We start from the raw sequence: 26,057 nt of genomic DNA on the forward strand, positions 1-26,057 counted from the left end.
GCGTGCATGGATGAGCCCCAGCCGAATGTGGGCTGATTGCCCGGGCCGCAGGATTTGATATACCCCCAAAATACATCAATAAAAGCAGATGGTTGGCGCGTGTCAGCCCGTTGACCCCGTTGTTCGCGGGCCCAATTCGCACGTGGCAATTCCTGCCATCTTCCGTCGTGCCACGCTTCCTCGGGGCCAAGGGTTGCTCATGACCGATCAATTGCCGCTCTCCGTCATCATCCCTGTCTGGAACGGTGAAAAGGAGATACCCCTTCTGCTGGATGCTCTGGCTGACCAGACTGCACCCGCGGACACCTATGAAGTCATCGTCGTCGATAACGGTTCTTCGGACAGGACTGTTGCAGTCGCCCGGGATTATCCATTCGTTCGCGTGGAAAGGGAAACGAAGCCCGGCTCCTACGCTGCTCGCAATCATGCCGTCGCCAAGGCTTCTGGCCAATTTCTGCTGTTTACCGATGCGGATTGCGTGCCTGCGCCCGACTGGATCGCGCAGGCGCTTGTTTATGCAAAGATCCATGGGGACAATTGCCTGGTGGGCGGCCGGATCGAAATGTTCCGTGCAGGCAATTCCGGCGCATTCAGTTCCAGATATGACGCTTTGACCACCGGCCTCAATCAGGAATGGAATGTCAGGAACAGGCACTGTGTCACGGCCAACTGGCTGATTTCAAAACGCCTGCTGGTGGAAATCGGCATGTTTGACGATACGCTGATGTCGGGCGGGGACGGCGAATGCGCTGCCCGCATCGCCGATGCCGGATATCCCCTGCATTATGCACCGGACATGCTGGTCCGCCATCCGGCGAGAGCCGATTTCCGTGCCCTGATCGCGAAGAAACGCCGCGTCATCGGCGGCCGATGGCAAAGAGCGGACCGCCGGGAAATCGGGCATTTCTCCCGGCTCAATCTCGATGAATATGTCAATCAGGCGAAATGGGTCAAAAATTCGGATATCGAGACGGTATTCAAGCCGGGCATCATCGTGATGGTGGTGATGATCTGGTCGATCATCCAGCTGGAGATCATAAAATTGGGCGCAGGCGGCAGGCCCCATCGGGCCTGAGCAATCTCAGCCGACTAATGCCGGTGCCATAAACCACCTTGATCGCGAATGCCGGGCCGGCCGGGATGCAATTGCCCCCGGCCGGGTGGTAGAAGCTCTTAATATCTGAACATCACCTGCAGGGCGACGGTCCTGGGCCGATCGGCCAGGGCAGATACTGAACCGTTGGCTCCGCTCACCGTCTGGCGGAAGCCGGCAGTGGCCTTGTCGGTCAGATTCTTGCCGATCAGCGCCACTTCCCAGATTCCGTCCTGCGGGCCTACACCCAGCCGCAGGTCGAACTTCGCATATCCTTCCTGCCGGATAAGATCGTCCGCCGTGGATGACTGGTAGAACCATGAGGTGAAATACATCAGCGGAGTGACCCGAACCTGCAGGTTGCCGGCCGGAATCGTCGCGTCGAGCCGTAAATTGCCGCTCCATTCCGGGGCGAAACCGCGCCGCTTCCCGGAAAGATCCTGCCGGCGGTCGATACAGCCGGCTTCTTCCCCGAGGATGGTCTGGATCGAGGAACAGGGCGCAGCATCGTAATCCCGGTACACGGCATCCAGATAGGCGATATCCGTGCTTGCGGTCAGCCAGTCTGTCACTCGCCAGCTGGTCGAAAACTCCAGCCCTTGCGAGCGGGCCGAAGCGGCATTGGCCACGCTTACGCGCACGGAACCGCTCGGCAATGTTTCCGAAACGGATTCCTGCAGTCCCGAATAATCCCCGCGGAACGCACTCAGCGCAAATGTCACGCTCCGATCGAACAGGCTGCCCTTGATGCCCACTTCATAGGCGTCGACCGTTTCGGGACCAAAATCGCCCCCCGTCGATCCACCGCTGAAGCCGCCCGCCTTGAAGCCTTTGCTGTAAGTAGCATAAGCGGTGAGATCGGGCGTCGCCTCGAACTGCAGGCCGATGGACGGCATGAGCTTGTCATCAGTGCGGTCCGGATTGGCGAAATTGGTGTTGGACGATCCCAGGATGGCGTTGAGCGTTTCGCTCACTTCCTCGCTGCCGGGCACGAAGCTTTCCGGCGTCGGGTATGTCGCGTCGGCTACACCGTAGACGAGGCTGCGGAACCCATGCTTCTCCACCTCGGAATAGCGCAAACCAAGGTTCAGTTTCAGCCGGTCGGTCGGATTGAGCGTGGCGGCGCCGAAGACCGATTTCGTTTCACTGTCTTCATTCACGGTGACCCGGCCGGATACCGGGGAGTCTGCCGTGAAGGGCGGTGCGGAAGCCCCGAAGGGGGCAAAATAGAACCCGGTCAGGCCGTTATTGCGCAATTTGGTGTCGGAATAGAACGCGCCGATCTGCCATTCGAGAAACCCTCCGGTCGGGGATTCAAGGCGAAGTTCCTGCGACCATTGGCGGAAGGTTTCACGCTGGAAGACCGGCAGCTGCCCGCCGCCGCCAATCCCGGGAACGGGTGAGGGCACAAGCTGCTGCAGATATTCGGTATGGTGATCGAAATAGCCCGTGATCGCGTTGAGCGTGAGGGCGCCGATATCGATCGAATTGGTCCAGCCCACTTCGGTGAAGGAATAATCGAGATTTCCCGGAGGGCTGTTGTTGCGCCAGTTGAGTGTATCATCGATCTCCCCGCCATTGGCCGCGAGGTAGCTGGCGCAGGTCGGGCCGGGCGTGAAGGGCGCATCGGGCGGACAGTTTTCCATCTCGAACGGGAGGAAATCATCCGACGAAATGTCACCGACATCGACCCGCAGATCCGATCGGAAACCAGGCGTAGGAGTGAATGCCACGGACGCCCGGCCGACGCGGGTGCGTTCCCGCGGCGCATCGTCATTGGTGAATTCATTGTCCACATAGCCGTCAATGCCCGAAAGGCGCCCTGCGACGCGCAGGCTGAGCATGTCGCTGACGGGCACGGTTACGCCGGCTTCGAGATTATATTCGTCAAACGTGCCGTAAAGCGCGGTGCCATTGATCTCGAAATCATTGCCGGGCTTGCGGGTTTCGATGTTCAGCGCGCCGGCAATGGCATTGTTGCCGAAGAAGGTGGTTTGCGGCCCCTTCAGGATCTCCACCCGTTCTACATCGAACAGGGCGGCACGGATGGCGCGCGGGCGTGAACGGTAAACGCCGTCCACGAATGTGGCGACCGATTGTTCAAACCCGGTATTGTTCGACGAACCGATACCGCGGATGTTCAACTGGTCGAACGGCCCTGGGGTGATCTGAACATTGGCCTGACGATCGGCCACCGCCGAAAGGTCTGCCAGATTGTCACGCGAAATCTGCGCGCCATCGACCACGGAGATGGAAATCGGCACGTCCTGTTGCCGCTGTTCACGGCGTTGCGCCGTAACCACGATCTCCGCGACGGAAGCAGCGGTCCTTGCTTCCGTCGATTCAGCAGTCTGAGCGGCTGCGTGGCTAGCACCCACTGTGGCGATGCCGATCGCGATGGCACTGCAGCAGGTGCGCATGGTCTTGGTGTTCATCCTTCCTCCCTTTCATATTCTTGGCTTCTTGCCCCATTGGCGGACCTACACGCCGATGCGTGGCGGCGATCTTCTTCGCTCGTGAAGGTTTGGCGACGCTCTCAGCGCTGCTGAACTTCGCGGGCGGGCTTTGGGCAAATGGCGCGGAAAATCCGGGGAGCGCCCCTGGCCTTTGTCCAATGCATTCTCTCTGTCCTGAACCATCTTTACTGTGGTCTCGGTTGATGCAAAAACTATAACGAACGTTACAAACAGTCAACCCGATACGGGTGGGCCCAACAGTCCATAAATGCTCCTGCCGCCACGAGGGTGAAGCGGGAGCGGAGAGGAGAAATCTGGACCATGCACATTCGAACAGCAGAGCTTTCAGAGGCTGCCAGTGCCGATTATGCCGCCCGCACGGCTCGCAACCGGGAGGCCTTTCTCGATTTCGTCCGGCTGTATTATGATGAAATGAAGGTTCGCGAAGCCTTCGAACGTTACGTTCATCCCGACTATATCCAGCACAATCCGGCTGTCGTGGACGGGCGCGAGGCGGCGATTGCGCATCTGGAAGGCTTGCTGGCCCGGCCCACCGTCAGCATGGATGTTCGCCGCCTGCTTGTTGATGGCGACTATGCCGTGGCGCACCTTATCGGGCGCCAGGGGCCGGAAGATCCGGGGCACGCATTGATGAACATCTTCCGGATGGAAGACGGTATCATCGTTGAACATTGGGATGTCGCGCAACCCGTGCCCGCCACCACGGCGAGCGGACGCGGTATGGGCTGAGGGCCCGGCGCGATCAGGATGATTCGTCGGCGCGGTCGGGCCGCGTATGCTCCATGAAGAGGGATCTGCCCTTTTCGTCCTTCGCTTCCAGCGTGGCGATCAGGGTGTGCAATATGTGGTCGAGCGCCGCCTTTTCGTGATTCTTGAGCCGGGACAGGAGATATTCGGCGACGAGATCGGTGGCTGGCCGCATCGCGCGGAACAACCGCTCGCCCTCTTCCGTCAGCGTGAGTTTCTTGCTGCGCCGATTGGCGGGGTCGGGCGTGCCGACAACGCGCCCGTTCTTCTCCAGAGTCGAAACCGCCCGCGATATGCTCATGGGGCTGACCCCCGTCAGTTCGACGAGTTCGTAGTTTGCGGCCGACCCGTAATGGCCGATCAGCATCATCACGCGGAATTCATTGAGGCTGATGCGATGCTGGTGCGCGAGATAGACGGAAAACGGCGCCATCAGCCGGTTGCCCAGCTTCAGAATGTTGTGCAGCATTTCTGCGTCACGGTTCAGGTCGGACGGCTTGGCCTGCTGCGTATCGATAGGTTCGGACATGGCTCTTATGTGGGGCCGCGGGCTTCGGCCCGTCAAGCTGGTGCAGTATCGAATGGGCCTGAGAGGCTTGCATTGACGATAACGTTCGTTACGATATCCTTGCAAATCGAAGCGGGTGAACCCGCCGGTGACAGGGAAGTTGGGAGGATGAAATGGCTCAGGAATCCACGCTGGAAGAGCGCAATGCCGAAATCGTGATCGCGATGTGGAAAGGCGTGATCTATGAAGGCAGCCGCGAGGCGGTGCTGAAATATATCCACCCCGACTACATCCAGCACAATGTGAACATGCCTTCCGGGCGGGAACATATCCTCCATCTGACCGATCTGGTCCGTAACACGCCCAAGGATTTCACGCCCCCGGCCCACAAGGAACTGGTCCGCACCGTGGCGCAGGGCGATTATGTGGTGGCGATCTGGGAACAGGCGCAGCCCGATCCGACCCGGCCTGGCGAAACCTATCAGGGCCATTCATTCGACATGTTCCGGTTGGAAAACGGTCTGATCGTGGAACATTGGGATGATACACGCAAATGGCCGCGTCCCTGGACGGAGGAGAAGCCGGAATGAGCGAAGTGACCAGGATGCTCCCGGCCGCAGACCCGATCGAAGGGCAGACTACCCCGGTCATCGCGGCCGATCACGAGGCCATGCTGGCCGGCGGCGGCCCCGTGCTGGAGCGGAATAAGCGGCTTTGCTACGACATGTATCGCATCGTCTTGCAGGCAGGGCGCGCCGACAGGGTGCCGGAATTTATCGGTGAAGATTATATCCAGCATAATCCCAATGTCGCCAGCGGTCCGGACGAACTTGCCAACTTCATCCGCAATTCACGCCCCGAACGCGAGATCAAGCCGACAATCGAATTGCCGCTTGTATCGATCATAGCCGAGCGGGACATGGTCCTGTTCGCCTTCGTGCGGCCGGAACGCGATGCGCAGGACGAACCCTATCATACGAGCTGGTTCGATCTGTTCCGTATCGCGGATGGTAAAATCGTCGAACATTGGGATCCGGCGCTCAAAAGCGCCGACATGCTTCGGCTCGATCCGAACGACCGACGTCTGCAAACCCCGGGGGAGGACTGAGGCCTGCCGGGCTTCTTGTATTAACTGTCAAGATCGTTGCGACGTACAACCAAATAAGCGCCACCTGAGTGGCTGCCGGGAGAATTAATATGTCTGAAGAAGATGCATCGCTGCGCGAAACCGTCCTTGCCCTGCAAAAAGAAGTTCGCGCTTTGCGGGCCAAGGCGACGGCCGCGGAAGCGCATCTCGCAATCTGCAACTTGCAGGCCGCCTATGGTTACTATGTGGACAAGGGCCTGTGGGACGAAGCGGCGGACATGTTCGCGCCGGACGGCACGCTGGAGATCGCCGGCCGCGGCGTTTATATCGGGCAGGATCGCGTGCGCCAGTATCTTCACGCCCTTCCGCCTTACGAGCGCGGCACGATCTTCAATCACATGCAGCTGCAGCCGGTCATTCATATCGATCCGGATGGCCAGACCGCCAAGGGGCGCTGGCGCGCATTCATCCTGATCGCCTGGCTTGGCGGCGAAGCGCGCTGGGGCGAGGCGGTCTATGAAAACGCCTATCAGCTGATCGACGGTGTCTGGCGCATCTCCAAGCTGCACGCCTTTATCACCTTCTATTGCGAATATGATCGCGGTCCCAATCATGGCGGCGTTCCGATGGTGCGAAAGATCGATGGTCTGCAGCCCGATCAGCCATCCACGCATGATTACGAAGCCTTCCCCGAGATTTTCATTCCCCCCTTCCATTATGCCAATCCGGTCAGCGGCCGGTCATGGTAAGCGGCGTGGCGGAGACTTGCGACCGTGCAGCACTTTACGCGGCGCTGGATGGATTCATGGACGCGCTGCTCGCGCGTGATCCGGGGCGGGTCCGCTGGGCCGAAGGGGCACGGACGACAGAGAACAATGTCGCGCTCCAGATTGGTGACGGTATCTGGGGTACGGCGACGGGCCGGGGCGATTACGATCTGCGTTTCGCAGACCCCGTGAACCGCCAGGTCGGCCTGTTCACCACGCTGGCGGAAACCGATCAGGAATCGGCCGTCACCTTCCGTCTCGCCATCGACCCGACGGGGGCAATCAGCGAGGTGGAAACGTTGATTGTGCGGCAGAGTGACGAAGCGCTGAGATTCGAAAACCCGAAATTCGAGCGCAAGCCGATTCTCGAAGCGATAGTGCCCGAGGGCGAACGGATGAGCCGCGAGCGCCTGCGTGCGGTGGCGGATGGGTATTTCAACACGCTCGAACAGAATGACGGCCAGTTGTTCACCCGCTTTCATCCGGAGTGCAACAGGGTCGAAAATGGCGTGCAAACGACCAACAATCCCGATTTCCTGCTGCCGATTGCCGGCCTGCCATGCGAAGAACAGTTCAGGCTCGGCTGGTATCGCTATGACGATCGCCTGCGCGCCCGGCGCTTTCCCTTGTTCGATGTAGAGCGGGGGCTGGTGATGGCATATGGGTTTATCGACCATTGCGGGCGCCTGGCGGAATATACGCTGACCAATGGCGAACACGTCGATTCGATGATCCGGCGGCCGCACACATTCTATCTGGCGGAGCTGTTCAGGATCGAGGACGGAGCCATCCGTCAGATCGAAGCGAATTTCATGACCGTGCCCTATCACATGCCGTCACCCTGGGGTGGTAGGTGAACGCCGCCACCGCTTTTGACCGGCGCACGCTGATCCCGCTGATCCTGTGCGGGCTGGTCATGTTCATCGACGGCTACGATCTCAACGCCATGCCGTTGGTGGTGCCATATCTGGTTGAGGAACTGGGCGCGGCGCCGGAACAGTTCAGCTGGGCGCTGTCGGCGGTTCTTCTGGGCCTGGGCATTGGCGCCATAGTGCTGGCGCCGCTTGGCGACCGGATCGGCAGACGGCCGATGATCCTGCTCGCCACCGGGGTCATGGCGGTGACCACGCTGGGCACGGCGACCGGTTCGACCATTACCGAATTCACCCTTTGGCGTCTCGCCACCGGGCTGGGGCTGGGCGCTTGCCTGCCGAACGTCACCGCATTGGTGGCCGAGATCGCCCCGGCCGGGCGCGGGGCCCGCACCTTGACCATCGTTTCGATGGGTATCGCACTGGGCGGCATCGCTGCGGGTCTGCTCGCGCCTCCGCTGGTTTCGCTGGCCGGTTGGCACGGGCTCTTCATCTTTGGCGGCGCGGCGACTTTCGCGCTGCTGCTGGCACTGATGCTGCTTCTGCCTGAATCGCCCAAGCTGGAGCGGCCGGAGGTCGCCCCCGGCAGCAAGCGCCAGGTCGCTTTCGTGCAATTGCTCCGCCCGCCGCTCCTGTTTTCTACCGCGCTGTTCGCGGGCCTCTATGCGGTTAATGCACTCGTGCTTTACCTGATCGTCAGCTGGGTGCCCACGGTGCTGCCTGCGGCGGGTATCAGCGTGGATACGGCTTCGCGTTTCCTTTCGCTCATACAGTTCGGTGGCTTGATCATCGGTCTCGGTCTGTCGCTTCTGCTGGATCGCGGATGGGCGGTGCGGGCGTTGATTGCCACTTATTCCTGCGCTGCCGCCGCCCTGCTGATGTTCGGACTGTTCCAGCCGGATCCATTCAGTTGGGGCGTATTGCTGCTGATTGCGGGTGGCGGAATATCGGCCGCGCATCTGGCGATCATGGCGGTTGCAGTCGGGTTCTTCCCGCCGCACCTGCTATCCTCCGCCATTGGTATTGCCGTGGCAGTCGCGCGGCTTGGCGCGATCGGTGGGCCGGTAGTGGGCGGGGCAGTGATCGGCGCCGGAGCCAGTACGGCCACCTTCTTCGCCTTTGCCGCGCTGCCCGCATTCCTTTGTATCGGTGCGGTCCTGCTCATCCCCCGCGCACGGCGCGGGGCGGAAGCGCTTGCGGCACCGGAGGCAGCAAACCCGACCGCCGATTGAAGGTTCGGACGGTCGGGCTTGCCGCGAAGCTCAGGCGTTGATGCGCAGCCCTTTGAGAACGTGGTCGGAACCCTTGTCTCCCACCATGATGGCGGTGGCATTGGTGTTGCCCGCCGGCAATGATGGGAAGACCGACGCATCGGCGACCCACAGTCCTTCCATGCCGATCACTTTCAGATCGGGATCGACGACCGCCATCGGATCCTCCGGCTTCCCGATCCTTGCCGTGCCGACCGGGTGATACATCGGGATGGCCGCCATGCGCACATAGCCGCGCAAATCCTCCGGCGCCGTCATCGCGGCACCCGGGCGCAGTTCGCCGGTGATATATTTCGCCACAGGCGATTGCTGCAGGATTTCGCGGGCGATAGCGATCCCTTCCACGATCTGATCGATATCGTCATCGCAGGACAATTGCTGATGTTCGATCACCGGCGGCGCCATCGGATCGGAGGAGCGCAGGGAAATGCGTCCGCGATAGGCCGGGCGCATCAGGCCGACGAGGGTCGAGACCGATGCGTTCTTGCGCAGCATCAGCCGCCCTTGTTCATCGAAATCGAAGGCGAAGGCGGCAAACGAGATCTGCAGGTTCGGCGCGGGCATGTCCGGCCGGCTCTTCACGAAAGCCTGTGCGTGGCCGATCGATGTGCTGAGCGCGCCGCTCCGCGAGAGTGCATAGCGCAGGACTGACATTGCCCCGCGCAGGCCCCGCGCATCGTCATTCAGCGTGTGCGCGCTGACTTCGTTCACGACATGCGTGCCCACGTGATCTTGCAGATTGCCCCCGACACCGGGAAGATCATGATGCACCGGGACACCCTTGTCGGCCAGATGTTCGGCCGGGCCGATACCGGACAGCATCAGAAGGCGCGGCGTATTCATCGCGCCCGCGCTCAGCACTACGCCGCGCTTTGCCCGCAAGGTCTTTTCCTGGCCATCCTGCAGATAGACGATGCCTACGGCCCGCTTGTTTTCGATCAGGATACGCAGAACCTGCGCTTCGAGCACGATATGGGGCGGATTGGCGCCCTTGAAATCATGCAGATAACCCCGCGCGGCGGAGCAGCGTTCCCCATTGCGCTGCGAGACCTGAACATAGTCCACGCCCTCTGCGGTTTCGCCGTTGAGATCGCGCCGTTCGATGCCCGCGGCTTCCGCCGCTGCCAGCCACGCTTCCGTGATCGGATAGCGGGCGCGCCCTTCGGATACGGAAATTGGCCCGCCGGTTCCGCGCCATTCATCCGCCCCGCGCTCATTGTCTTCCATGCGGCGGAAATAGGGGAGCACTGACTGGTAATCCCAGCCGGATGCGCCAAGATCCGCCCAATGGTCATAATCCCAGCGGTGGCCGCGAATGAACATCATCCCGTTCAGCGCGCTGCCGCCACCCAGCATCTTGCCGGCCGGCCAGACATCGGCCCGGCCGCCGAGCGAGGCATCGGGTTCCGCCTGGTAGCACCAGTCGAAATCGGGGTTCTGCACGATGGAACTTGTCAGGGCCGGTACGCGCGACTTGAGGTGGCGATCCGATGCGCCCGCTTCCACCAGGGTAACGTCAAGCCCGGCTGCGGCAAGCCGCCCGGTCATGGCCGCGCCAGCCGATCCGCCTCCGATTACGATGATATCAGGTTCGACCAAGATCCGCTTTCCCTTCTCGTTCTGCCGCGATCCCCGGATGCGGAATTCCCCGCCCGGCTGTTCCCGGATCGTTAGCGTGAAACTGGTCCGTCAAGGTGATCAAACCGGGTGCCGGCCCATGCCTCACCCTCTGCCCCTCATCGTCCTGCTCCGGGAAAGACCATAACGATTGTTATGATCGCGTCAACGAATGGAGGAAGTTGCAGGGCGTCCGCAGGCCGGGATCCATGTGCGATCATTCAACGATGCGCGCCACCACCTCTGCCTTACCCCCATCCCCCGGAAACTCGATTTCCTGCTCGGCGTGGGGGTGTCCATCGACCACAAGTTCGACGCGGCCCCCGCTCAGCCCGTGTGGATTTTCAACCCGGATATCCAGGATGCCGCCCGCGCGCCGGACACTGGCCTGGAAACCGGGCCAGCCCGGGGGAATGCGCGGATCGATGCGAAGCTTACCGTCGGCAAGGCTCAATCCGAGAATAGTCTCCACCGCGAAACGCCACGTCCATGCGGCGGAACCTGTGTACCATGTCCAGCCGCTGCGCCCTCCATGCTGCTCTCCGGCTGAGATATCCCCTGCTACGACATAGGGTTCGCCGCGATAATGTTTGGCAGTGGCTGGATCCATTGCCCGTGCAATCGGGTTCAGCATGTTGAAGACCTTCATCGCTTCATCGGTCTTCCCTGTCCGGGCGAGGGCGATGCCAAGCCAGGCGGCCGCATGCGAATATTGCCCTCCATTCTCCCGGATCCCGGGCGGATAGGCCTTGATATAGCCCGGATCATGCGGTGCCTGATCGAAGGGGGGCCATAACAGGCGCGCGATATGATGTTCTTCGTCCACGAGTTCCGTCAGGGCGGAACCAAGAGCCTGCTCCACCCGTGCCGGATCGGCACCCGCAAGGGCCGCCCAGGATTGAGAGATGGAATCTATCCGGCATTCCTCGCTTTGCGCTGAACCCCAGGCATGACCTTCATCGTCATAGGCGCGCCGATACCATGCGCCGTCCCAGCCCGCCCCCTCGGCATTCTGGCGAAGTTCCCGCGCCCATTTGGCCCAGCGTTCCGCTTCTTGCGCCCGCCCGATGCGCCGGTCGAGATCCGCCACTGCGTCAGCCGTCACGGCCGCGAACCATGCGAGCCACACGCTTTCACCGCGCCCGGCTTTCCCGATCCGGTCCATCCCGTCATTCCAGTCGCCACTGCCGATCAGGGGCAGGTCGTGGGCACCCAGCTTGAGCGCGCGTGCGAGCGCTCTTTCGCAATGTTCGATCAGTGGCGCGCGCGTCAGGGAATGTTCGAAACGGGAATATCTGTCCTCCTCGCCCGCCGCGAGCGGCGGCGCATCGAGGAAGCGCAACCGTTCGTGGAGGATGGAGACATCGCCCGTGGCCGCAACATAGGTCCCAACTGCATAAGGCAACCAGAGCAGGTCGTCGCTGCACCGCGTACGCACGCCGCGGTCCGATGGCGGATGCCACCAGTGCAGAACGTCGCCTTCCTCGAACTGATGTTCGGCGCAAAGCAGGATATGGGCGCGTACGCGCTCCGGTTCGCTGTAGAGGAAGGCCAGCATATCCTGCAGCTGGTCACGAAAACCGATCGCTCCGCTCGCCTGGTAGAAGCCGGTCCGGGCGAGGATGCGTGAAGAGAGGCTCTGATAGACAAGCCAGCGATTGGCCATCAGATCGAAGGCCGGATCGGGCGTGTGCACTTCGATAGAGCCCAGCACCCCGTCCCAATATTCACCCAGCTGATGCAATGCCTGCTCGACCCGTTGGGGATCGCGCCATTGCTTCGCCAGCGTCAGGGCTTCGGCCTGATCCTTGCCCTGGCCCAGCACGAATATGACTTCATCGGTTCCGCCGGGCGCAAGGTCCAGGTGAACCTGATAGACACCGCATGGGTCCAGCCCGCCGGAAGTCTCACCGGTCAGGCCCCAGCGACCGAGGCTGGCGGGCCTTGCGAGGTCTGCTTCCTTCCCCAGGAATTCCCGTCGGTCGGTGGTGAAGCCATGCGGTTTCCGGCTTGCGGCAAGGAACGCGGCACGATCGGCGAAATCCGGGTTCCAGTAATTATGCGCCAGCAATATTTGTGCGTCGGCATCGTAATCGCAGCGAACATGCGGGCGGGCCATGCTTGGAAGTGAGCCGAGCAACCATTCCGCATATTGGGTTGCGGTCAGCCGGCGGTGGCGGTCCAGCAGGTTGCGAACACGAAGCCGGACTATCTTTACCGGAGCGTCGGTCGGCACGAAGACGAGCAATTCCTGTTCAAGGCCATGCGCGTGCTTGTGCCACGTGCTGTAGCCTGCACCGTGCCGTATCTGACATGCGGCATCGTTCCCGGCCGGGGCGGGGGTCACACTCCATACCGCTGCCGTTTCTTCATCGCGCAGATAGAGCGCGTCGGTCGGCCGGTCGGAGACAGGGTCGTTCGTCCAGGGGGTGATCCTGTTCTCACCGCTGTTGATCGCCCAGGTGAAACCGCCGCCTGTCTCTGTCGCAAGACAGCCGAATTCGTCATTGGCCAGAATGTTGGACCATGGCGCCGGTGTCTTCTCGCCTGCTTCAAGATGGATGACATATTCGCGCCCGTCAGCGGAAAAGCCGCCAATGCCGTTGTCGAACAGCAGATCGGCCGGGCGCGCGGGCGCGGTAGCGGGCGCGTCCTGTTCGGGCATGGAAGGAACCATCAGCGGCAACGGATTTACCGGCTCCATCGCTCGCTCCATCTGCTCGGAAAGCGTGCCCTGCGTCTCGTCGAACAGGACTGCGGCGACGGCTTCCAGCAGACGAACCTGGTCGGTGCCGATCTGATCGGAAAACAACAGGTGGACGCCGCCCTTGCGGCCCAGCATTTCGATCGCCCCGACATCCCGCAGCGTCTCGACGATTTCTTCCCGCAGCGGCTCGATATAGGCAGAGCCGCTGCCTTGCAGGATGACAAGATCGGTTTCGAGACCCATGCGGCGCCAGAGCTGATGCGCGCCAACCAGTTCCTCCAGCATGTCGCCGCTGCCCTGCGTGGCCCGCAGAACCATGATCGGCAGATCGCCCGAAAGCGCCATGCCCCAGAGCGATGGCTGGCCAAGACGATTGGCAAGGGATGCGGGGGAATTGGCGCGCAGCACGCCACTGGGATGTATCATCAGCGAACTGAGCGTCTGGGCCCGGTGGAGCGCGTCCGGATCGAGGCGCAGTTGTCGGACGGCGCGGGCCGTTTCCAGAGCGGCATCCTGCATGGCCCAATTGATCGAGGCGGGCGTCAGGTATCGCTCTGCAATTTCGATCGCGCCTTCGCGTGTGGCTGCGGCGACGGAGAGGAAGCAAACCTCGCGGCTTTCGAAAGGGCCGAGGTCCAGCCTGACCTGCAGCGCCGCGATCGGATCCAGCGTGCAACCGCTGCTATTGCCGAGATCGGATGTCGCACCGGCGGGATTTCGTGAATTATTCCCTCGCCCGATAAAGGCGCGGCGATCGGATTCAAAACGGGCAGTTTCTATCGGCCCATCCGTGTCGAGCGCGTAATGAAGCATTACGGGCGGCGTTTCGTGCGGGCTGCGCGGGCGGCGGTAATGCAGGATCGCGCCCAGATGCGGAATCCGCTCGCTTGCCACGAACAGCTTGCTGAAGGCGGGGTGCCGCTCATCCTCCAGCGGCGGTGCCAGGACGACTTCCGCATAGCTTGTGAGGCGGAGCGAACGGGGACGGTCGCTTTCATTGGCGATCACGAGACGGCGGATTTCGATATCGTCCCCTGCCGCGACGCCTGCTTCCATGCGCAATTCGATGCGGTGGTCCCGGCGGTGGAACTCGGCAAGATGCGGGTGGAAGACCGCGCGATATTCGTCCGGCACGGCGCCCGTCGGCTGCCGCGTTGCCGACCACAGATCGCCGGTCTCGTCATCGGCGACATAAATCCAGACACCGTCCGCGTCTCGCGTCGTATCGGGCGCCAATCGCGTTATTGCCTGCCCCCGCCACCGCAGGCGGCCGCCGCCCCCATCGGAAATCCAGCTCGAAAGCCGCCCGTTGCCGAGCAGCAGGACTTGCGGGAATGGTGCGGCCGTATCCGGCTCCCAGGGGCGGAGAGGGCGAACGCTTCCATTTGTCGTAACCTGTCGATCCAGCTCTTCCAGACGCTCGATTTCTGCCGGCAATTCGGTCGGCAAGCGTTCGCTGAGCAGGAGCGAGACAAGATTGAGGCGTGGATCCCGTGCGAGGCGATGGACCAGAATATCCTCGCCCAGCGCATTGTCGATCGCGCAAAGGATCATGCCCTGATGATGGGCCATATAGGCCTTGACCGGCGCGAACAGTTCTTCGGATGTTCGTCGTTCAAGGGTAAAATCCGCCGCCTCGAACAGGCCGAAACGGCCCCCGGCGCCAAGTCGCAGCAGTTCGGCGAGGTTCTTCGCCGCTTCCGCAGGGGCCACGGCGAGCGCCAGTGCCGAAGCATATGGAGCGACGACCATGTCGCGCGCCAGGCCGCGTCTCAACCCGATCCCGGGAACGCCAAAGGCCTGATAGCGATAACGGTGTTCGGGATCGCGGGAAGCATAGGCGGATTCCGAGATTCCCCAGGGAACTTCGTGACGAATGCCATAATCACGCTGGATTCGGACAGCTGTATGCTCGCTCTCGTAAAGCAGTGTCTCGGGGCCGCTGCGCAGGAACAGCCGCGGCATCAGATATTCGAACATCGAGCCGTTCCAGGAAATGAGCGCCATGTGGTGACCGGCGCGTGTCACCGGGCGGCCAAGATGGAACCAGTGTTCAAGCGGTACATCGCCCTTGCCGATCGCGAACAGGCTTGCAATTCGTGCCTCGGAAGCGAGCAGGTCGTAGAAGTGGGGATCGATCTTCCCGGAACTGACATTGTGGCCAATGTGGAACAGGCCGCGTTCGGTGTTGTAGAGGGGGGTAAAATCCATGGAATATGCAAGGGCAGTCGCTTCAGCGGCGAGAGCCTGGAAATCATGGGCAGGGTGTGCCTGCTCGTTCATATCCCGCAACATCGTCCGGATCTGCTGCTGGAGCCGGTCGATCCAGGCATAGAGTTCGCGTAGCGTTTCCGCCGGCAAGGACGCTGGCGGCGCAGCAATTTCGGCGACATGCGCTTCCAGCGGCGGAATGTCCGTCTGCAAGATCGCTTCGAGATGGGTAGCCCAGTCCTCCGGCTGGCGTTTCGATCTGTTCAGGCGGTCAGCCAGTTTCGCGAGATCGTTGCGTGCTGCGGTTGCTCCGGCGACGGCAAAGGCGGCATCGAGCAGGTTGACCACATCGGCAAGGCCGTCCCACCGTTGCGGCTCCAGCCCGGTCGCGGCTCCCGCTTCGCGCAGGGCCTGTGCATAGACGATGAGACTCAGCGCAAGATTGCCGCTGTCGACAGTCGATACATAGCGCGGTTCAAGCGGCCTCAGGCTTCTCGTGTCGTACCAGTTGAAGAGATGGCCGCGATACCCGTCGAGCCCGTCGAGACTGTCGAACAAATTGCGCGCGCGCGCTGCAAATTCGATGCGTCCGATATAACCCAGATCCCAGGCCACGGCGGTTGAAACCAGCAGCATGCCGATATTGGTGGGCGAAGTGCGGTGGGCGACCTCCTCATGCGGTTCTGCCTGATAATTATCCGGCGGCAGCCAATTGTCGCCGGGACCGGCAAAGGTTTCAAAGAAGTACCAGGTCTTGCGCGCGAGCGACCTGAGGAACAAACGGCTTTCATCCGCGAGCGGTTCGACGTCCGGCTTGCGCGGCCTGCCGATCCACCAGGCAATTTCCGGAGCCGCCAGCCAGAGCAGAAGCAGCGGCAAGGCTGCCGGCATTGCTTGAGGGCGAACCAGCAGCAGGAAAAACCCGATGCAGAGTGCCGCTGCCGGGCCCCACCACATCTGCTTCCACACGTCGCCTCGCGTCGTGTGTCCTCGCAGTTTCGCGGCCACATGCGCGGCGCTCGTCCATTGGAGCAGATTGCGGCGGCTGACGAAGATCCGCCAGAGCGTGACGCCAATCGCGTGCAGCGATAAAGCCGCTTCATAAAGGAGGAAGACAATTGCGAGCAGCCAGCGCCCGGCCTGATCCGAAAGGCGCGCGGGAAGACTTCGTACTGCACTGCGGCGGCGGCCGCGCGCAAGCCCGCTGACAAGATCGGTGAAAAGCTGGCCTGCGGGGGCGAAGACAACCAGGAGAGTCCAGAACCATGCTGAGCCCGGCAGAAAGAACCAGTCGCCCAGCGCAAGAAGCATGAGCGAAGGCGGCACCAGGCTGCGCCGAAGATTGTCGATGATCTTCCAGCGATCCAGACCCGTCAGCCTGTTCGGCAGCCGCGAACCATCGGCTGCGGGAACGCTCCGGCCCAGCCACGGAAGGAGCTGCCAGTCGCCCCTGATCCAGCGATGCATTCGCTGTCCGAATTCAGAATAGCTGGCGGGAAACCCTTCATAGAGCACTATGTCGGTTGCAAGCGCGGCCCGGCCATGTGCCCCCTCGAACAAATCATGACTGAGGATCCGGTTTTCGGGCACACGGCCGTCGACACTCTCATGAAAGGCCCGGAGGTCGTAGATGCCCTTGCCAACGAAGATGCCGGCGCCGAACAGGTCCTGATACACGTCGGATACGGCACGGCTGTAGATGTCGATTGCCGTATCGCCGGTGAAAAGACGGGCGAACAATGTCCGCATCCCGCTTTTCGGCGAAATTTCGACGCGCGGCTGAATGATCGAATATCCGGAAATGATCCTGCCGGTTTCCGGATCGGCTTTCGGCTGGTTGAGCGGATGAGCAAGCGCGCCCGCCAGCTTCGCGACAGAACCTTGCGGCAGCATCGTGTCCGCATCCACGGTTACGACAAACCGGATATTTTCCAGCGCTGCGCGATCTCCCACATGCAGGGAGAAGGCGGAATCGTCGCCTTCGATCAGCAGACGATTGAACTGTTCGACCTTGCCCCGTTTTCTTTCCCAGGCAAGCCAGCAGCCCTGGGAGGGGTTGTAGGATCTCGGCCGAAGCAGCAGATGGAACGACCCTTTGCCGTTTGCGCCGTGGCGTTCATTGAGCGCGCGAATTCTGCTTTCCAGCGCAGCTTCGATCTCCACATCGCCCGGCATTCTTTCTTCGGCCGCGTCTGGCAGATCGGCCAGCAATGCGACCTGCAACATCGGATCGGAATTTGCGAGCCAGTGTGTTTCCACCTGCTCTGCCGCCCGTGCCGCTTCGCCCGGGGCGGCGACGATCACCGGCACTATGACGATGGTGCGGCTGTCTTTTGCAAGACCCTTGCTGAAGTCGAGCTTGTCGAGGACACGCGGCGGCAATGATCGTGATATGATCCAGTGCACGACCGTGATTGCGAAAACCGAAGCCGGGATGAGCGAAAGTATCAGACCCGCAATCCAGCCCGACAGATCAGTGCCGACGGCATGGAGATAGAATGCCGGCAGTATGAGCGCGCCGATCCCCGCGAAGATCAGTGCCAGCGAATAGGCAATGCCCGGATGCAGGAGAACCGCACGTCGCAATCTCTGCCCACGAGGAAAGGATGCGCCGGTTCGCGCTTCGAAAGTCCGCCGGCCCGGCCCCACGAGCCAATATCCGACATGAGCGGCCACGTCGCCGGGTTGTGCCGATGCGGCCTGTTCCACCGCCTCTGCGGCCACGTCGGATTCATTGGCGGCGCAATGTCTTGAAAGTTCTTCGACGCGGCGGCGATATCGGTCGCGGCTTTCAAAATCCATGCGGCTGTAAAAGCCTGAAGGATCCTCGCACAGGATTGCTTCGACGCGGCTGGTGCGATCAAAGAAATCCTCCCACGGGATCGAGGCGATGGCGGCCAGGCTTGCGATCGAACGGGCAACCCGTTCGGTGGAATCGAGCGATTCCGGATCGGCAGTCCATGCCGTTGCCCGGAAGGGCAGGGCCCGTTCGCCGCATACCAGAGGCGTGATAGAGGAGACGAGTATCTCGATACTCGCGATCCGCAGCATGGTGGGAAATGCCCAGAGTTCGGCAATCGTCAGGCCGGCGCCTTGCTGATAGGCGCTGACAAACCGCACGGCATGGCCGAGCGATAGCTGCAACCTTGTCGCGTGGAGCAGTTCGTGCGCCAGCGCAAAGACGCGGGGCACGTCCGGTTCCGCTTCCGAAGCGAGTGCCGGTAGACGAGAATAGAAACTGTGCGGCAGATCCTTCTTGATCTGCCGCAGGGCCCGGTGAATCTGATAATCATTGTCGAGCAGCCATTCGGCGGCCTTGCCGGCCTCGGGCGGAGCCTCGACACAGGCGCATCGGACGTCATGCAGCCAGTCAAACCCTGCCTCCAGCCTGGCCCAGGCAGGGATCGGGAGGGGCGGCTTTTCGGACAATATATGGCGAGCGCTCAGCTGACTCGCGATTTGTTCCAGAAGCCCGCCCGTCTCGGCGTCAGCTTCCGCCACTAGCTCGGCAGTAATCCGGATTCGGCTGGCGGCATCGTACTGGCTGCCGCTGCACCGCAACCGTGAATGAAGTTCGGGCGGACGATGAGCATCGGGACTGGCGCATGGGTCGCCAGATATTCGGTGACACTGCCACAAGGCACGTCATTCAATCCGCTCTGGCCATGCGACGATAATACGATGAGATCGATCTGCTGTTCCTGGGCCAGCCGCCGCAGGCGGGGCCGGGCATCGCCGTTGGGCGCCACGACCACGCTGACAACATGCCCGTCACCGCGCAGTTTGGCTTGGAGTTCGTCCAGATATTCGCGCGCCTGCTTTTCATTCTGCGCTACGAGCCTTGCCCAGAGATCGGATTTTTCCGTGGCCTGGCTGTCGACAAAGGCCGATTTCGGGATGACGTGGGCAAGCACGATTTCCGCGCCATGGGCCCTGGCGATGCGCGACGCCAGCGGCAGCACGCTTTCCGCCCGACAGGAACCGTCCAGTGGCACGAGTACTTTATGGTAACTGGGGCCCCTGTCGGTCGCGGCGCCGGGCGGGACAAGCAATAGCGAGGTCGCAGCCCGTTGCAGGATTCGCTGGGCAGTCGGCCCAAGGCCATTCTGTCGCGCCGAAGAATGTCCGTGCGTTGCAAGCGCCAGCAGCGGCACACGATGTTCAATGGCCCAGTCGCTCAACCGATCCGCAGGGGCGCCGGTCAACAATATGCTGCCTGCAGGCGAACTGGCGCCCGGTGGCAGGGCAGCGATCCTGCGCAGCTGGCTGCGATACTCATTGCGCCGATGCCGCCATTCAACCGGATCGGCCGGCAATCCGATTTGCGGTGAGGTTTCAACCACGCGTGCCAAAGTGATGGGGAGTTCGAGGCCGCGACCTACTGCGAATGCATGAAGTACCACCGCCGCACTTGCCGGAGCATCGTCGACACAGGCCAGTATGCTTGCGCCTGAGATTTTATCTCCTGCCGAACGGACCAGACTTTCAGCAACCGGGCGTTCATTGAAGAAGACCGGCCTGGCCGCCTGTTCGACGTAATTGTCGGATTGCGCGTTCACTTCAGCCTCTATTGTTGGTCGGTTTCACCTCATCTTTAATACTATCAGCCGGGAAGCGGCCGGGTCACATACGCAATATTCCCAATTAAGGATGTTATTGGAAGAGTTGCGCCTGTATCCTGCCGTTCAACCTCTGCCTGGGTCCGCACTCAATAAACCCACGCTTTTCCTTGGCGCGAACGCTCTGGTCCAGACGCCGGCGGGTCCACATCTCGTCTCAAGATTTCTGGTTGAATACCGGATTATCCAGCTTCGCAGTAACACCGGCGCGCCAGGTCTCGAGTCGGCTTTAACCTTTCATATATCTTATCATTTTCTCCGCTCCTTGAACAGAAGCAGGCCCGGCCTGGCTCTTGATCCTGGACGTGATCGAAACGGCGTTGAAGGCCTTGCTCCTGCTAAATGGGGCGGTAGTCTTGGCCGCGGAGGTTCAAGGCAATGAAGGTCGCGATATTCAGCACCAAGCCCTATGACCGAACGTTTCTGACGGCGGCCAATGATGCGGCCCTGAACAGGCATGAATTTCTGTTTCTCGAACCCCGCCTGAGCCGGGATACAGCGCCTCTTGCGCGCGGCTTCATGGCGGTGTGCGCCTTCGTGAACGACATGCTTGACCGCCCGGTTCTGGAGATACTGGCAGCAGGCGGGACGAAATTGGTGGCGCTACGTTGTGCTGGTTTCAACAATGTGGACCTCGCAGCCGCGCATGAACTGGGCATCACCGTCGCCCGGGTGCCCGGATATTCCCCGGAAGCAGTGGCGGAGCATACCGTCGCCCTGATCCTGTCCCTCAATCGGAATGTGCATCGCGCCTATGCGAGGGTGCGGGAAGGGAATTTCGCGCTCGACGGGTTGCTTGGCTTTGATCTCAAGGGCCGCACGGTCGGCATAGTCGGCACCGGGAGTATCGGCATCTGCGTGGCGCGGATCATGTCCGGCTTCGGTTGCCGCGTGCTGGGCTTCGATCCACGGCAAGATACGGAATTCATTCGCCTTGGAGGGCGCTATGTGGATCTGGACGAACTCTGGCGCCAGTCCGACATCGTCACCTTGCACTGCCCGCTGAACCCGCAGACCCGCCATCTCATCGATGCGGCCGCAATCCGGGCGATGAAGACGGGCGTGATGATCATCAATACCGGCCGCGGTGCGCTGGTCGAAACCCGGGCGCTGATAAGAGGGCTTAAGAGCGGGAAGGTCGGCTATGTCGGCCTCGACGTCTATGAAGAGGAGAGCGACCTGTTCTTCGAGAACCTGTCGGAGCAGATCATTCAGGACGATATCTTCGCGCGATTGCTGACATTTCCGAATGTCCTGATCACCGGCCATCAGGCCTTTTTTACGCAGGACGCGCTGACCGCGATTGCCGAGACGACGATCGAGAATATTTCGCAGTTCGAACTGGATGGCAGGCCGGCCCATCCCCTTTCTGTCGAGCTATTGGCCTGAGGGTGACGGGCATGGCCGGGGCGTCATCCGTGCACCATGTTCCTGTGGGCCAGCCTATTGCGCTTGCAGGTTCCGCAGCCTGTTAATTCATTGCGCGGCAGATCCCTCCGCAGCAGCGATGGCGGCACTGGTTTTCACGAAACTGTCGGGGTTGAGCGAGATTGAATCGATCCCTTCGTGAACCAGAAACTCCGCAAATTCTGGATAGTTGCTCGGCGCCTGGCCGCAGATGCCGATCTTGATGCCCGCAGCGTGCGCTTTTCTGATCGCGTCGGAGATTGCCTGCATTACTGCCGCATCCCGTTCGTCGAACATTGCGGAAAGCAGTTCGGAATCCCGATCAACGCCCAGCAGCAATTGGGTGAGATCGTTCGACCCGATGGAAAAGCCATCGAAACGCGTGGCGAATTGTTCCGCCAGCAGGACATTGGATGGAATTTCGCACATCATGTAGATTTGCAACCCGTTCTCGCCCCGCCGCAGCCCGTTTTCGGCCATGACGGCGAGTACACGGTCAGCCTCGGCCGGCGTGCGGCAGAAGGGTACCATCACGATGACATTGGCGAAGCCCATCTCCTCGCGAACTTTTCGCAGCGCCCTGCATTCAAGCGCGAAACCATCGCGGTATCGGTCATCATAATAGCGTGAAGCCCCCCGGAACCCGAGCATCGGGTTTTCTTCCTTCGGTTCGAACGCTTCACCGCCGACCAGATGGGCATATTCGTTGGTCTTGAAGTCGCTCAGGCGGACGATCGCCGGGTGGGGGAAGAACGGCGCGGCCAGGCGGCCTATGCCGCGTGCCAGTATGTCAACGAAATAATCCGCCGGATTGTCATGCCCCCGGACCAGCTCCCGAATATGGCGGTTGTCGGCTGCGGAAACCCGTTCCGGGTGCAGCAGCGCCATGGGATGGACCTTGATCAGATTGTTGATGATGAATTCCATCCGCGCCAGACCCACGCCCTTGGCGGGTAGCCGCCACCACTGGAACGCGGCGGCGGGATCGGCGATATTCAGCATGATCCCGGTACGGGTATCGGGGAGGGCGGAAAGATCGATTTCCTCGATGTCGAAGTCGATCAGCCCGTCGAAGATCAAGCCCTTGTCCCCGCCGGCGCAGGAAAGGGTTATTTCCTGCCCGTCGTGAAAAATTTCGGTAGCCTTGCCGGTGCCGACCACGGCCGGAACGCCAAGCTCCCGGCTCACAATGGCGGCATGGCTGGTGCTGCCGCCCCGGTCGGTGACGATACCGGCGGCCCGCTTCATTATCGGAACCCAATCGGGATCCGTATTGCCGGTGACCAGGATTGACCCGTCCTGGAAATGGGCGATGTCGGAAGCATCGCGGATAAGGCAGACCTTGCCGCTGGCGATGGCGCTGCCGATCGCGACGCCCGAGAGGGCGGGTTCTGCATCTGCCGTCAGCCTGTATCGCCGGAAGCCTGCCTGATTGCTGTCGCCATGAATTGTTTCGGGGCGGGCCTGCACCAGATAAAGCAGCCCGTTATCGCCATCCTTGGCCCATTCCAGGTCCATCGGCCGGCCATAATGTTTTTCCACGGCCACCGCCCAGCGGCCGAGCTCCAGTATCTCGTCATCGTTCAGCACATAGGATTGGCGCTGATCCTCGGTTGAAGGAACGATACGGGTCTGCTTGCCGCCTTCTTCGGCATAGATCATGCGGATCGCCTTTTCGCCCAGCGTCTTTTCTATGATCGGCCGGGCGTGGGGCGTGTCGAGCAGCGGCTTGAACACCACGTATCTGTCGGGATTTACGGCGCCCTGGACGATTGTTTCGCCAAGGCCCCATGCTGCGCTCATGGTGGCGACGCCGGGAAAACCCGATTCCGTATCGATGGTGAACAGCACGCCCGAACCGGCCAGGTCAGACCGCACCATCTGCTGAACGCCGATCGACAAGGCGACGGCAAAATGATCGAATCCCTTCGTTTCGCGGTAACTGATCGCGCGGTCGGTGAAGAGCGAGGCAAAGCATCTCAGGCAGGCATCGAGAAGTGCCGCCTCGCCCCGTATGTTGAGGAAGGTTTCATGCTGCCCGGCGAAGCTGGCGCCGGGAAGATCTTCGGCAGTGGCGCTGCTGCGCACGGCAACGGCGGGATCCCTGCTCTGCACATGTTCGGCCAGCTGCGAATATGCCTGGCGAATCTGCTGCGCGAAATCGTCGGGGAACTTGCTGGCCAGGATCAGTTCCCGAATGGAATGCCCCGTGTCCTGGAGCGTTTTCTCGCCGGAGCGATAAAGGCGGATCTGCTCCTGCATGGCGCCGGTAATGTCGTTGGCGGCCAGAAAATCGCGGAAGGCCTGTGCGGTTGTCGCAAAGCCCTGGGGCACTCTTACTCCGGCCTCTCCGAGCCGGCCCACCAGTTCGCCGAGCGAGGCATTCTTGCCGCCCACGGAAGGAACGTCGTCGATCGAAAGCTGGTCCAGCCAGATAACGGCTGGGTTGGATCCCTTTGAAGACATGGTTCGCCTCGCATCTATTGATCCTCGAAGCATACTAGGTGGTAAACTCATAAACTGGCTTGCGAGATGTAGATTGGATTGATTCAAGGCATTTGAAGGAGCCTTGGATGAGCCGTCGCAGATTTGAGCTTACGGATTTCGAGTGGTCGGTGATCGAGCCGTTGTTGCCGAACAAGGTGCGCGGTGTTCCGCGTGTTGATGATCGTCGGGTGATCAATGGGATATTGTGGCGGTTTCGCACAGGCAGCCCCTGGGCGGATATCCCGGAGCGCTATGGGCCATACACGACGTGCTACAACCGTTTCGTGCGTTGGCGCAAAGCTGGCGTATGGGACCGGCTTCTGTCCTCCGTCAGCGCCGCTTTCGATGGCGAACTGGTCATGATCGACAGTTCCTCGATCCGGGTCCACCAGCATGGTGCGACCCTAAAAAGGGGGCCCCCAATCGCTGCATGGGACGTTCCCGGGGCGGCCTGACTACCAAGATCCATGCGCTGGTTGATGGCCGGGGTTTACCGGTCGGCCTGCATCTGTCGGAAGGACAAGCCAGCGATTGCCGCGAGGCTGTAGCGCTGCTTGATGTCGTACCACCCGGCAGCACTTTCCTGGCTGACAAGGCCTATGACAGCGATGCTATCCGCGCACGGATCGAAAGCAACGGCGGCTTCGCCAACATCCCGGCAAAGCGTAATCGACGAAAGGGCTTCGCCTTCAGCGCCTTCCTCTACCGCTATCGCAACCTGATCGAGCGCTTCTTCGGAAAACTCAAACACGCCAGAGGCTTGGCGACACGCTACGACAAACGCGCCGATAACTTCCTCGCTGCCATTAAGCTCTTCTCAGCACGGTTATGGATCGCAACTAATGAGTCTACGGCCTAGCCCGGCCATTGCGGCCCGTCGAGTTTGCGGGAAAACGACAGCCGCACGGCAAGCGCCATGGATTGCGTTACGGGCCCGAAAGCGCAAAAATTCTGCGGCTGGCGGGGGGCTTCGGGATCGGTAGCGATGTGATGTGGCGGAGACGGAGGGATTCGAACCCTCGATACGCTTACGCGTATGGTTCCTTAGCAGGGAACTGGTTTCAGCCACTCACCCACGTCTCCGGGTCGCTTGGCGAGGGGCGGCCTATAACGGCGGGTGCGTTGCGCTTCAAGAGGCTCGCTTATCCGTAATGCCTATTCCCTGACGGGCGGGTGCCCTGCGGCTGATTCGATTCGCCGCAAAACCGACTCACCCTGCCGCGCATTCATTGCTGCTTCAGGCGAGGAGGATTCTTGTCGCCCGCAAAGGCCCGACCGAATGAAAGAGGGGTATCGGCCCATGATTAACAAGCTCGCCGCAAATTGTCGGCGCCACGCCGTCGCCATCGCGTTCGGCATCGCTGCCGCATGCGCGGGCTCGCCGCTCGCCGCGCAAGGTATCCAGACAGTCGACCCGGATGTGGTGATCGATGGCGATCTCGCCCGACCGCAGCCGACGCCCGAACCGCAGGCGCAGCCACCGGGTAATGCGGATGGCGGATATTATTCCCCGAATTATGAGGATCCCCAGCCGCAGCCGCAGCCCCAGCAGGAAGGCGCCTATCCGCAGCCGCAGATCGCCTATAACGACAATGTGGCCGGAACGGCTGCCCAGGCACAGCCGGCGACTCAGGATGACAGCACGACCTACAAGGAAGACGATCTGATCGGCGCCGCCGAAGGATTGTTCGGCAAGGGCGCGCAGGGTCTCGCCGGGCTGATCGAGGACATTCTGAAGAAACAGGGCGAGCCGAATGGTTACATCGTCGGCCGCGAAGCCGGCGCAGCCTTCGTGTTCGGCGCGCGTTACGGTTCGGGCACGTTGTTCCACAAGGTGGAAGGGCAGATGCCCGTTTACTGGACCGGCCCGTCCATCGGTTTTGACGCGGGCGCCAATGCCGGCAACACCTTCGTGCTGGTGTACAACCTGTACGATACGGAAGAACTGTATGAACGTTATCCGGCGGGCGAGGGGCAGGCCTATCTGGTCGGCGGTTTCAATGCCAGCTACCTGCGCAAAGGCGATGTGGTGCTGATTCCGATCCGTGTCGGCGCGGGCCTCCGCCTGGGCGTGAATGCCGGTTACATGAAATTCTCGAAGAAGCAGCGCTGGCTGCCCTTCTGAGGTCGCAAGGATCGGGCGGTAAAAAAGGTGATTTGTTGCTTGCCCAGCGCGCGCTTGCCCGG

At 61.3% G+C, this 26,057-nt stretch carries 16 protein-coding genes and 1 tRNA gene; 10 read left to right on the forward strand and 7 right to left on the reverse strand.

The window, feature by feature from the left end; genetic code table 11:
- Positions 1-199 precede the first annotated feature (199 nt).
- Positions 200-1,075 (forward strand): glycosyltransferase family 2 protein, encoded by an 876-nt coding sequence (locus WYH_RS14350; protein ID WP_053833605.1) that lies wholly within the window; start codon positions 200-202, stop codon positions 1,073-1,075.
- A 98-nt stretch (positions 1,076-1,173) separates the two neighbouring features.
- Here the strand turns inward: WYH_RS14350 and WYH_RS14355 are convergent, their stop codons facing one another.
- Complete coding sequence (locus tag WYH_RS14355) at positions 1,174-3,528, reverse strand: TonB-dependent receptor (protein WP_053833606.1); 2,355 nt, start codon at positions 3,526-3,528, stop codon at positions 1,174-1,176.
- Positions 3,529-3,870: 342 nt separating this feature from the next.
- Between WYH_RS14355 and WYH_RS14360 the strand changes: the two genes are divergently transcribed.
- Complete coding sequence (locus tag WYH_RS14360; RefSeq protein ID WP_046904383.1) at positions 3,871-4,299, forward strand: nuclear transport factor 2 family protein; 429 nt, start codon at positions 3,871-3,873, stop codon at positions 4,297-4,299.
- A gap of 13 nt (positions 4,300-4,312) precedes the next feature.
- Here WYH_RS14360 and WYH_RS14365 read toward each other — a convergent pair whose 3' ends face one another.
- A complete protein-coding gene (locus WYH_RS14365; protein WP_046904384.1) occupies positions 4,313-4,846 on the reverse strand; it encodes a MarR family winged helix-turn-helix transcriptional regulator in 534 nt (177 codons plus the stop codon).
- 152 nt (positions 4,847-4,998) lie between these two features.
- Here WYH_RS14365 and WYH_RS14370 point away from each other — a divergent pair, with 152 nt between their 5' ends.
- From WYH_RS14370 to WYH_RS14390, 5 genes are all read left to right on the forward strand, one after another.
- Positions 4,999-5,415, forward strand: coding sequence for a nuclear transport factor 2 family protein (locus WYH_RS14370; RefSeq protein WP_053833607.1), 417 nt, complete (start codon positions 4,999-5,001; stop codon positions 5,413-5,415).
- Positions 5,412-5,933 carry a nuclear transport factor 2 family protein gene (locus WYH_RS14375; RefSeq protein ID WP_053833608.1) on the forward strand — a complete coding sequence of 174 codons (522 nt, stop codon included), beginning with the start codon at positions 5,412-5,414 and terminating at the stop codon, positions 5,931-5,933. The genes WYH_RS14370 and WYH_RS14375 overlap by 4 nt, the downstream gene beginning before the upstream one ends.
- Positions 5,934-6,022: 89 nt before the next feature.
- Positions 6,023-6,661, forward strand: coding sequence for a nuclear transport factor 2 family protein (locus WYH_RS14380; protein ID WP_046904385.1), 639 nt, complete (start codon positions 6,023-6,025; stop codon positions 6,659-6,661).
- Positions 6,662-6,666: 5 nt separating this feature from the next.
- Positions 6,667-7,536, forward strand: a complete 870-nt coding sequence (locus WYH_RS14385; protein WP_244877931.1) for a DUF8021 domain-containing protein — start codon at positions 6,667-6,669, stop codon at positions 7,534-7,536.
- The gene (locus WYH_RS14390) at positions 7,533-8,783 is read left to right on the forward strand and encodes an MFS transporter (RefSeq protein WP_046904387.1); all 1,251 of its coding nucleotides are present in this window, start codon (positions 7,533-7,535) and stop codon (positions 8,781-8,783) included. The genes WYH_RS14385 and WYH_RS14390 overlap by 4 nt, the downstream gene beginning before the upstream one ends.
- Positions 8,784-8,813: 30 nt before the next feature.
- Here the strand turns inward: WYH_RS14390 and WYH_RS14395 are convergent, their stop codons facing one another.
- The 3 genes from WYH_RS14395 to WYH_RS14405 all read right to left on the reverse strand — a co-directional run bounded on the left by WYH_RS14395 (position 8,814) and on the right by WYH_RS14405 (position 19,916).
- Positions 8,814-10,421, reverse strand: coding sequence for a GMC family oxidoreductase (locus tag WYH_RS14395; RefSeq protein ID WP_053833609.1), 1,608 nt, complete (start codon positions 10,419-10,421; stop codon positions 8,814-8,816).
- A gap of 235 nt (positions 10,422-10,656) precedes the next feature.
- A complete protein-coding gene (locus WYH_RS14400; protein WP_046904388.1) occupies positions 10,657-18,858 on the reverse strand; it encodes a GH36-type glycosyl hydrolase domain-containing protein in 8,202 nt (2,733 codons plus the stop codon).
- Positions 18,858-19,916 carry a universal stress protein gene (locus WYH_RS14405; protein ID WP_053833610.1) on the reverse strand — a complete coding sequence of 353 codons (1,059 nt, stop codon included), beginning with the start codon at positions 19,914-19,916 and terminating at the stop codon, positions 18,858-18,860. The genes WYH_RS14400 and WYH_RS14405 overlap by 1 nt, the downstream gene beginning before the upstream one ends.
- A gap of 438 nt (positions 19,917-20,354) precedes the next feature.
- On the opposite strand from WYH_RS14405, the gene WYH_RS14410 reads away from it, so the two are divergent.
- Entirely contained in the window at positions 20,355-21,365 is a 1,011-nt protein-coding gene (locus WYH_RS14410; protein ID WP_046904389.1) for a 2-hydroxyacid dehydrogenase, read from the forward strand.
- An 87-nt stretch (positions 21,366-21,452) separates the two neighbouring features.
- On the opposite strand, the gene ppsA is transcribed toward WYH_RS14410, so the two are convergent.
- Complete coding sequence (ppsA, locus tag WYH_RS14415) at positions 21,453-23,849, reverse strand: phosphoenolpyruvate synthase (RefSeq protein ID WP_046904390.1); 2,397 nt, start codon at positions 23,847-23,849, stop codon at positions 21,453-21,455.
- Positions 23,850-23,956: 107 nt separating this feature from the next.
- On the opposite strand from ppsA, the gene WYH_RS16680 reads away from it, so the two are divergent.
- Positions 23,957-24,729, forward strand: a protein-coding gene (locus WYH_RS16680; RefSeq protein ID WP_244877932.1) for an IS5 family transposase whose coding sequence is annotated in 2 segments (ribosomal slippage) — positions 23,957-24,275 and positions 24,275-24,729 — 774 coding nt in all. Because the reading frame shifts where the segments join, the coding sequence is not laid out codon by codon here.
- Between the two features lie 134 nt (positions 24,730-24,863).
- Here WYH_RS16680 and WYH_RS14430 read toward each other — a convergent pair.
- Positions 24,864-24,953 (reverse strand) — tRNA-Ser (locus WYH_RS14430).
- Positions 24,954-25,170: 217 nt separating this feature from the next.
- Here WYH_RS14430 and WYH_RS14435 point away from each other — a divergent pair.
- The gene (locus WYH_RS14435; RefSeq protein WP_082348016.1) at positions 25,171-25,995 is read left to right on the forward strand and encodes a DUF1134 domain-containing protein; all 825 of its coding nucleotides are present in this window, start codon (positions 25,171-25,173) and stop codon (positions 25,993-25,995) included.
- Positions 25,996-26,057: the final 62 nt, after the last annotated feature.

This window comes from Croceibacterium atlanticum (assembly GCF_001008165.2).
In the GTDB taxonomy this organism is placed as follows: domain Bacteria; phylum Pseudomonadota; class Alphaproteobacteria; order Sphingomonadales; family Sphingomonadaceae; genus Croceibacterium_C; species Croceibacterium_C atlanticum.

Bases quoted from the DNA above. Each gene is read 5' to 3' on its own strand.
- WYH_RS14375 (WP_053833608.1), top strand. From the start codon at position 5,412: ATGAGCGAAGTGACCAGGATGCTCCCGGCCGCAGACCCGATCGAAGGG.
- WYH_RS14355 (WP_053833606.1), bottom strand. From the start codon at position 3,528: ATGAACACCAAGACCATGCGCACCTGCTGCAGTGCCATCGCGATCGGC.
- WYH_RS14360 (WP_046904383.1), top strand. From the start codon at position 3,871: ATGCACATTCGAACAGCAGAGCTTTCAGAGGCTGCCAGTGCCGATTAT.
- WYH_RS14410 (WP_046904389.1), top strand. From the start codon at position 20,355: ATGAAGGTCGCGATATTCAGCACCAAGCCCTATGACCGAACGTTTCTG.
- WYH_RS14365 (WP_046904384.1), bottom strand. From the start codon at position 4,846: ATGTCCGAACCTATCGATACGCAGCAGGCCAAGCCGTCCGACCTGAAC.
- WYH_RS14370 (WP_053833607.1), top strand. From the start codon at position 4,999: ATGGCTCAGGAATCCACGCTGGAAGAGCGCAATGCCGAAATCGTGATC.
- ppsA (WP_046904390.1), bottom strand. From the start codon at position 23,849: ATGTCTTCAAAGGGATCCAACCCAGCCGTTATCTGGCTGGACCAGCTT.
- WYH_RS14380 (WP_046904385.1), top strand. From the start codon at position 6,023: ATGTCTGAAGAAGATGCATCGCTGCGCGAAACCGTCCTTGCCCTGCAA.
- WYH_RS14350 (WP_053833605.1), top strand. From the start codon at position 200: ATGACCGATCAATTGCCGCTCTCCGTCATCATCCCTGTCTGGAACGGT.
- WYH_RS14435 (WP_082348016.1), top strand. From the start codon at position 25,171: ATGATTAACAAGCTCGCCGCAAATTGTCGGCGCCACGCCGTCGCCATC.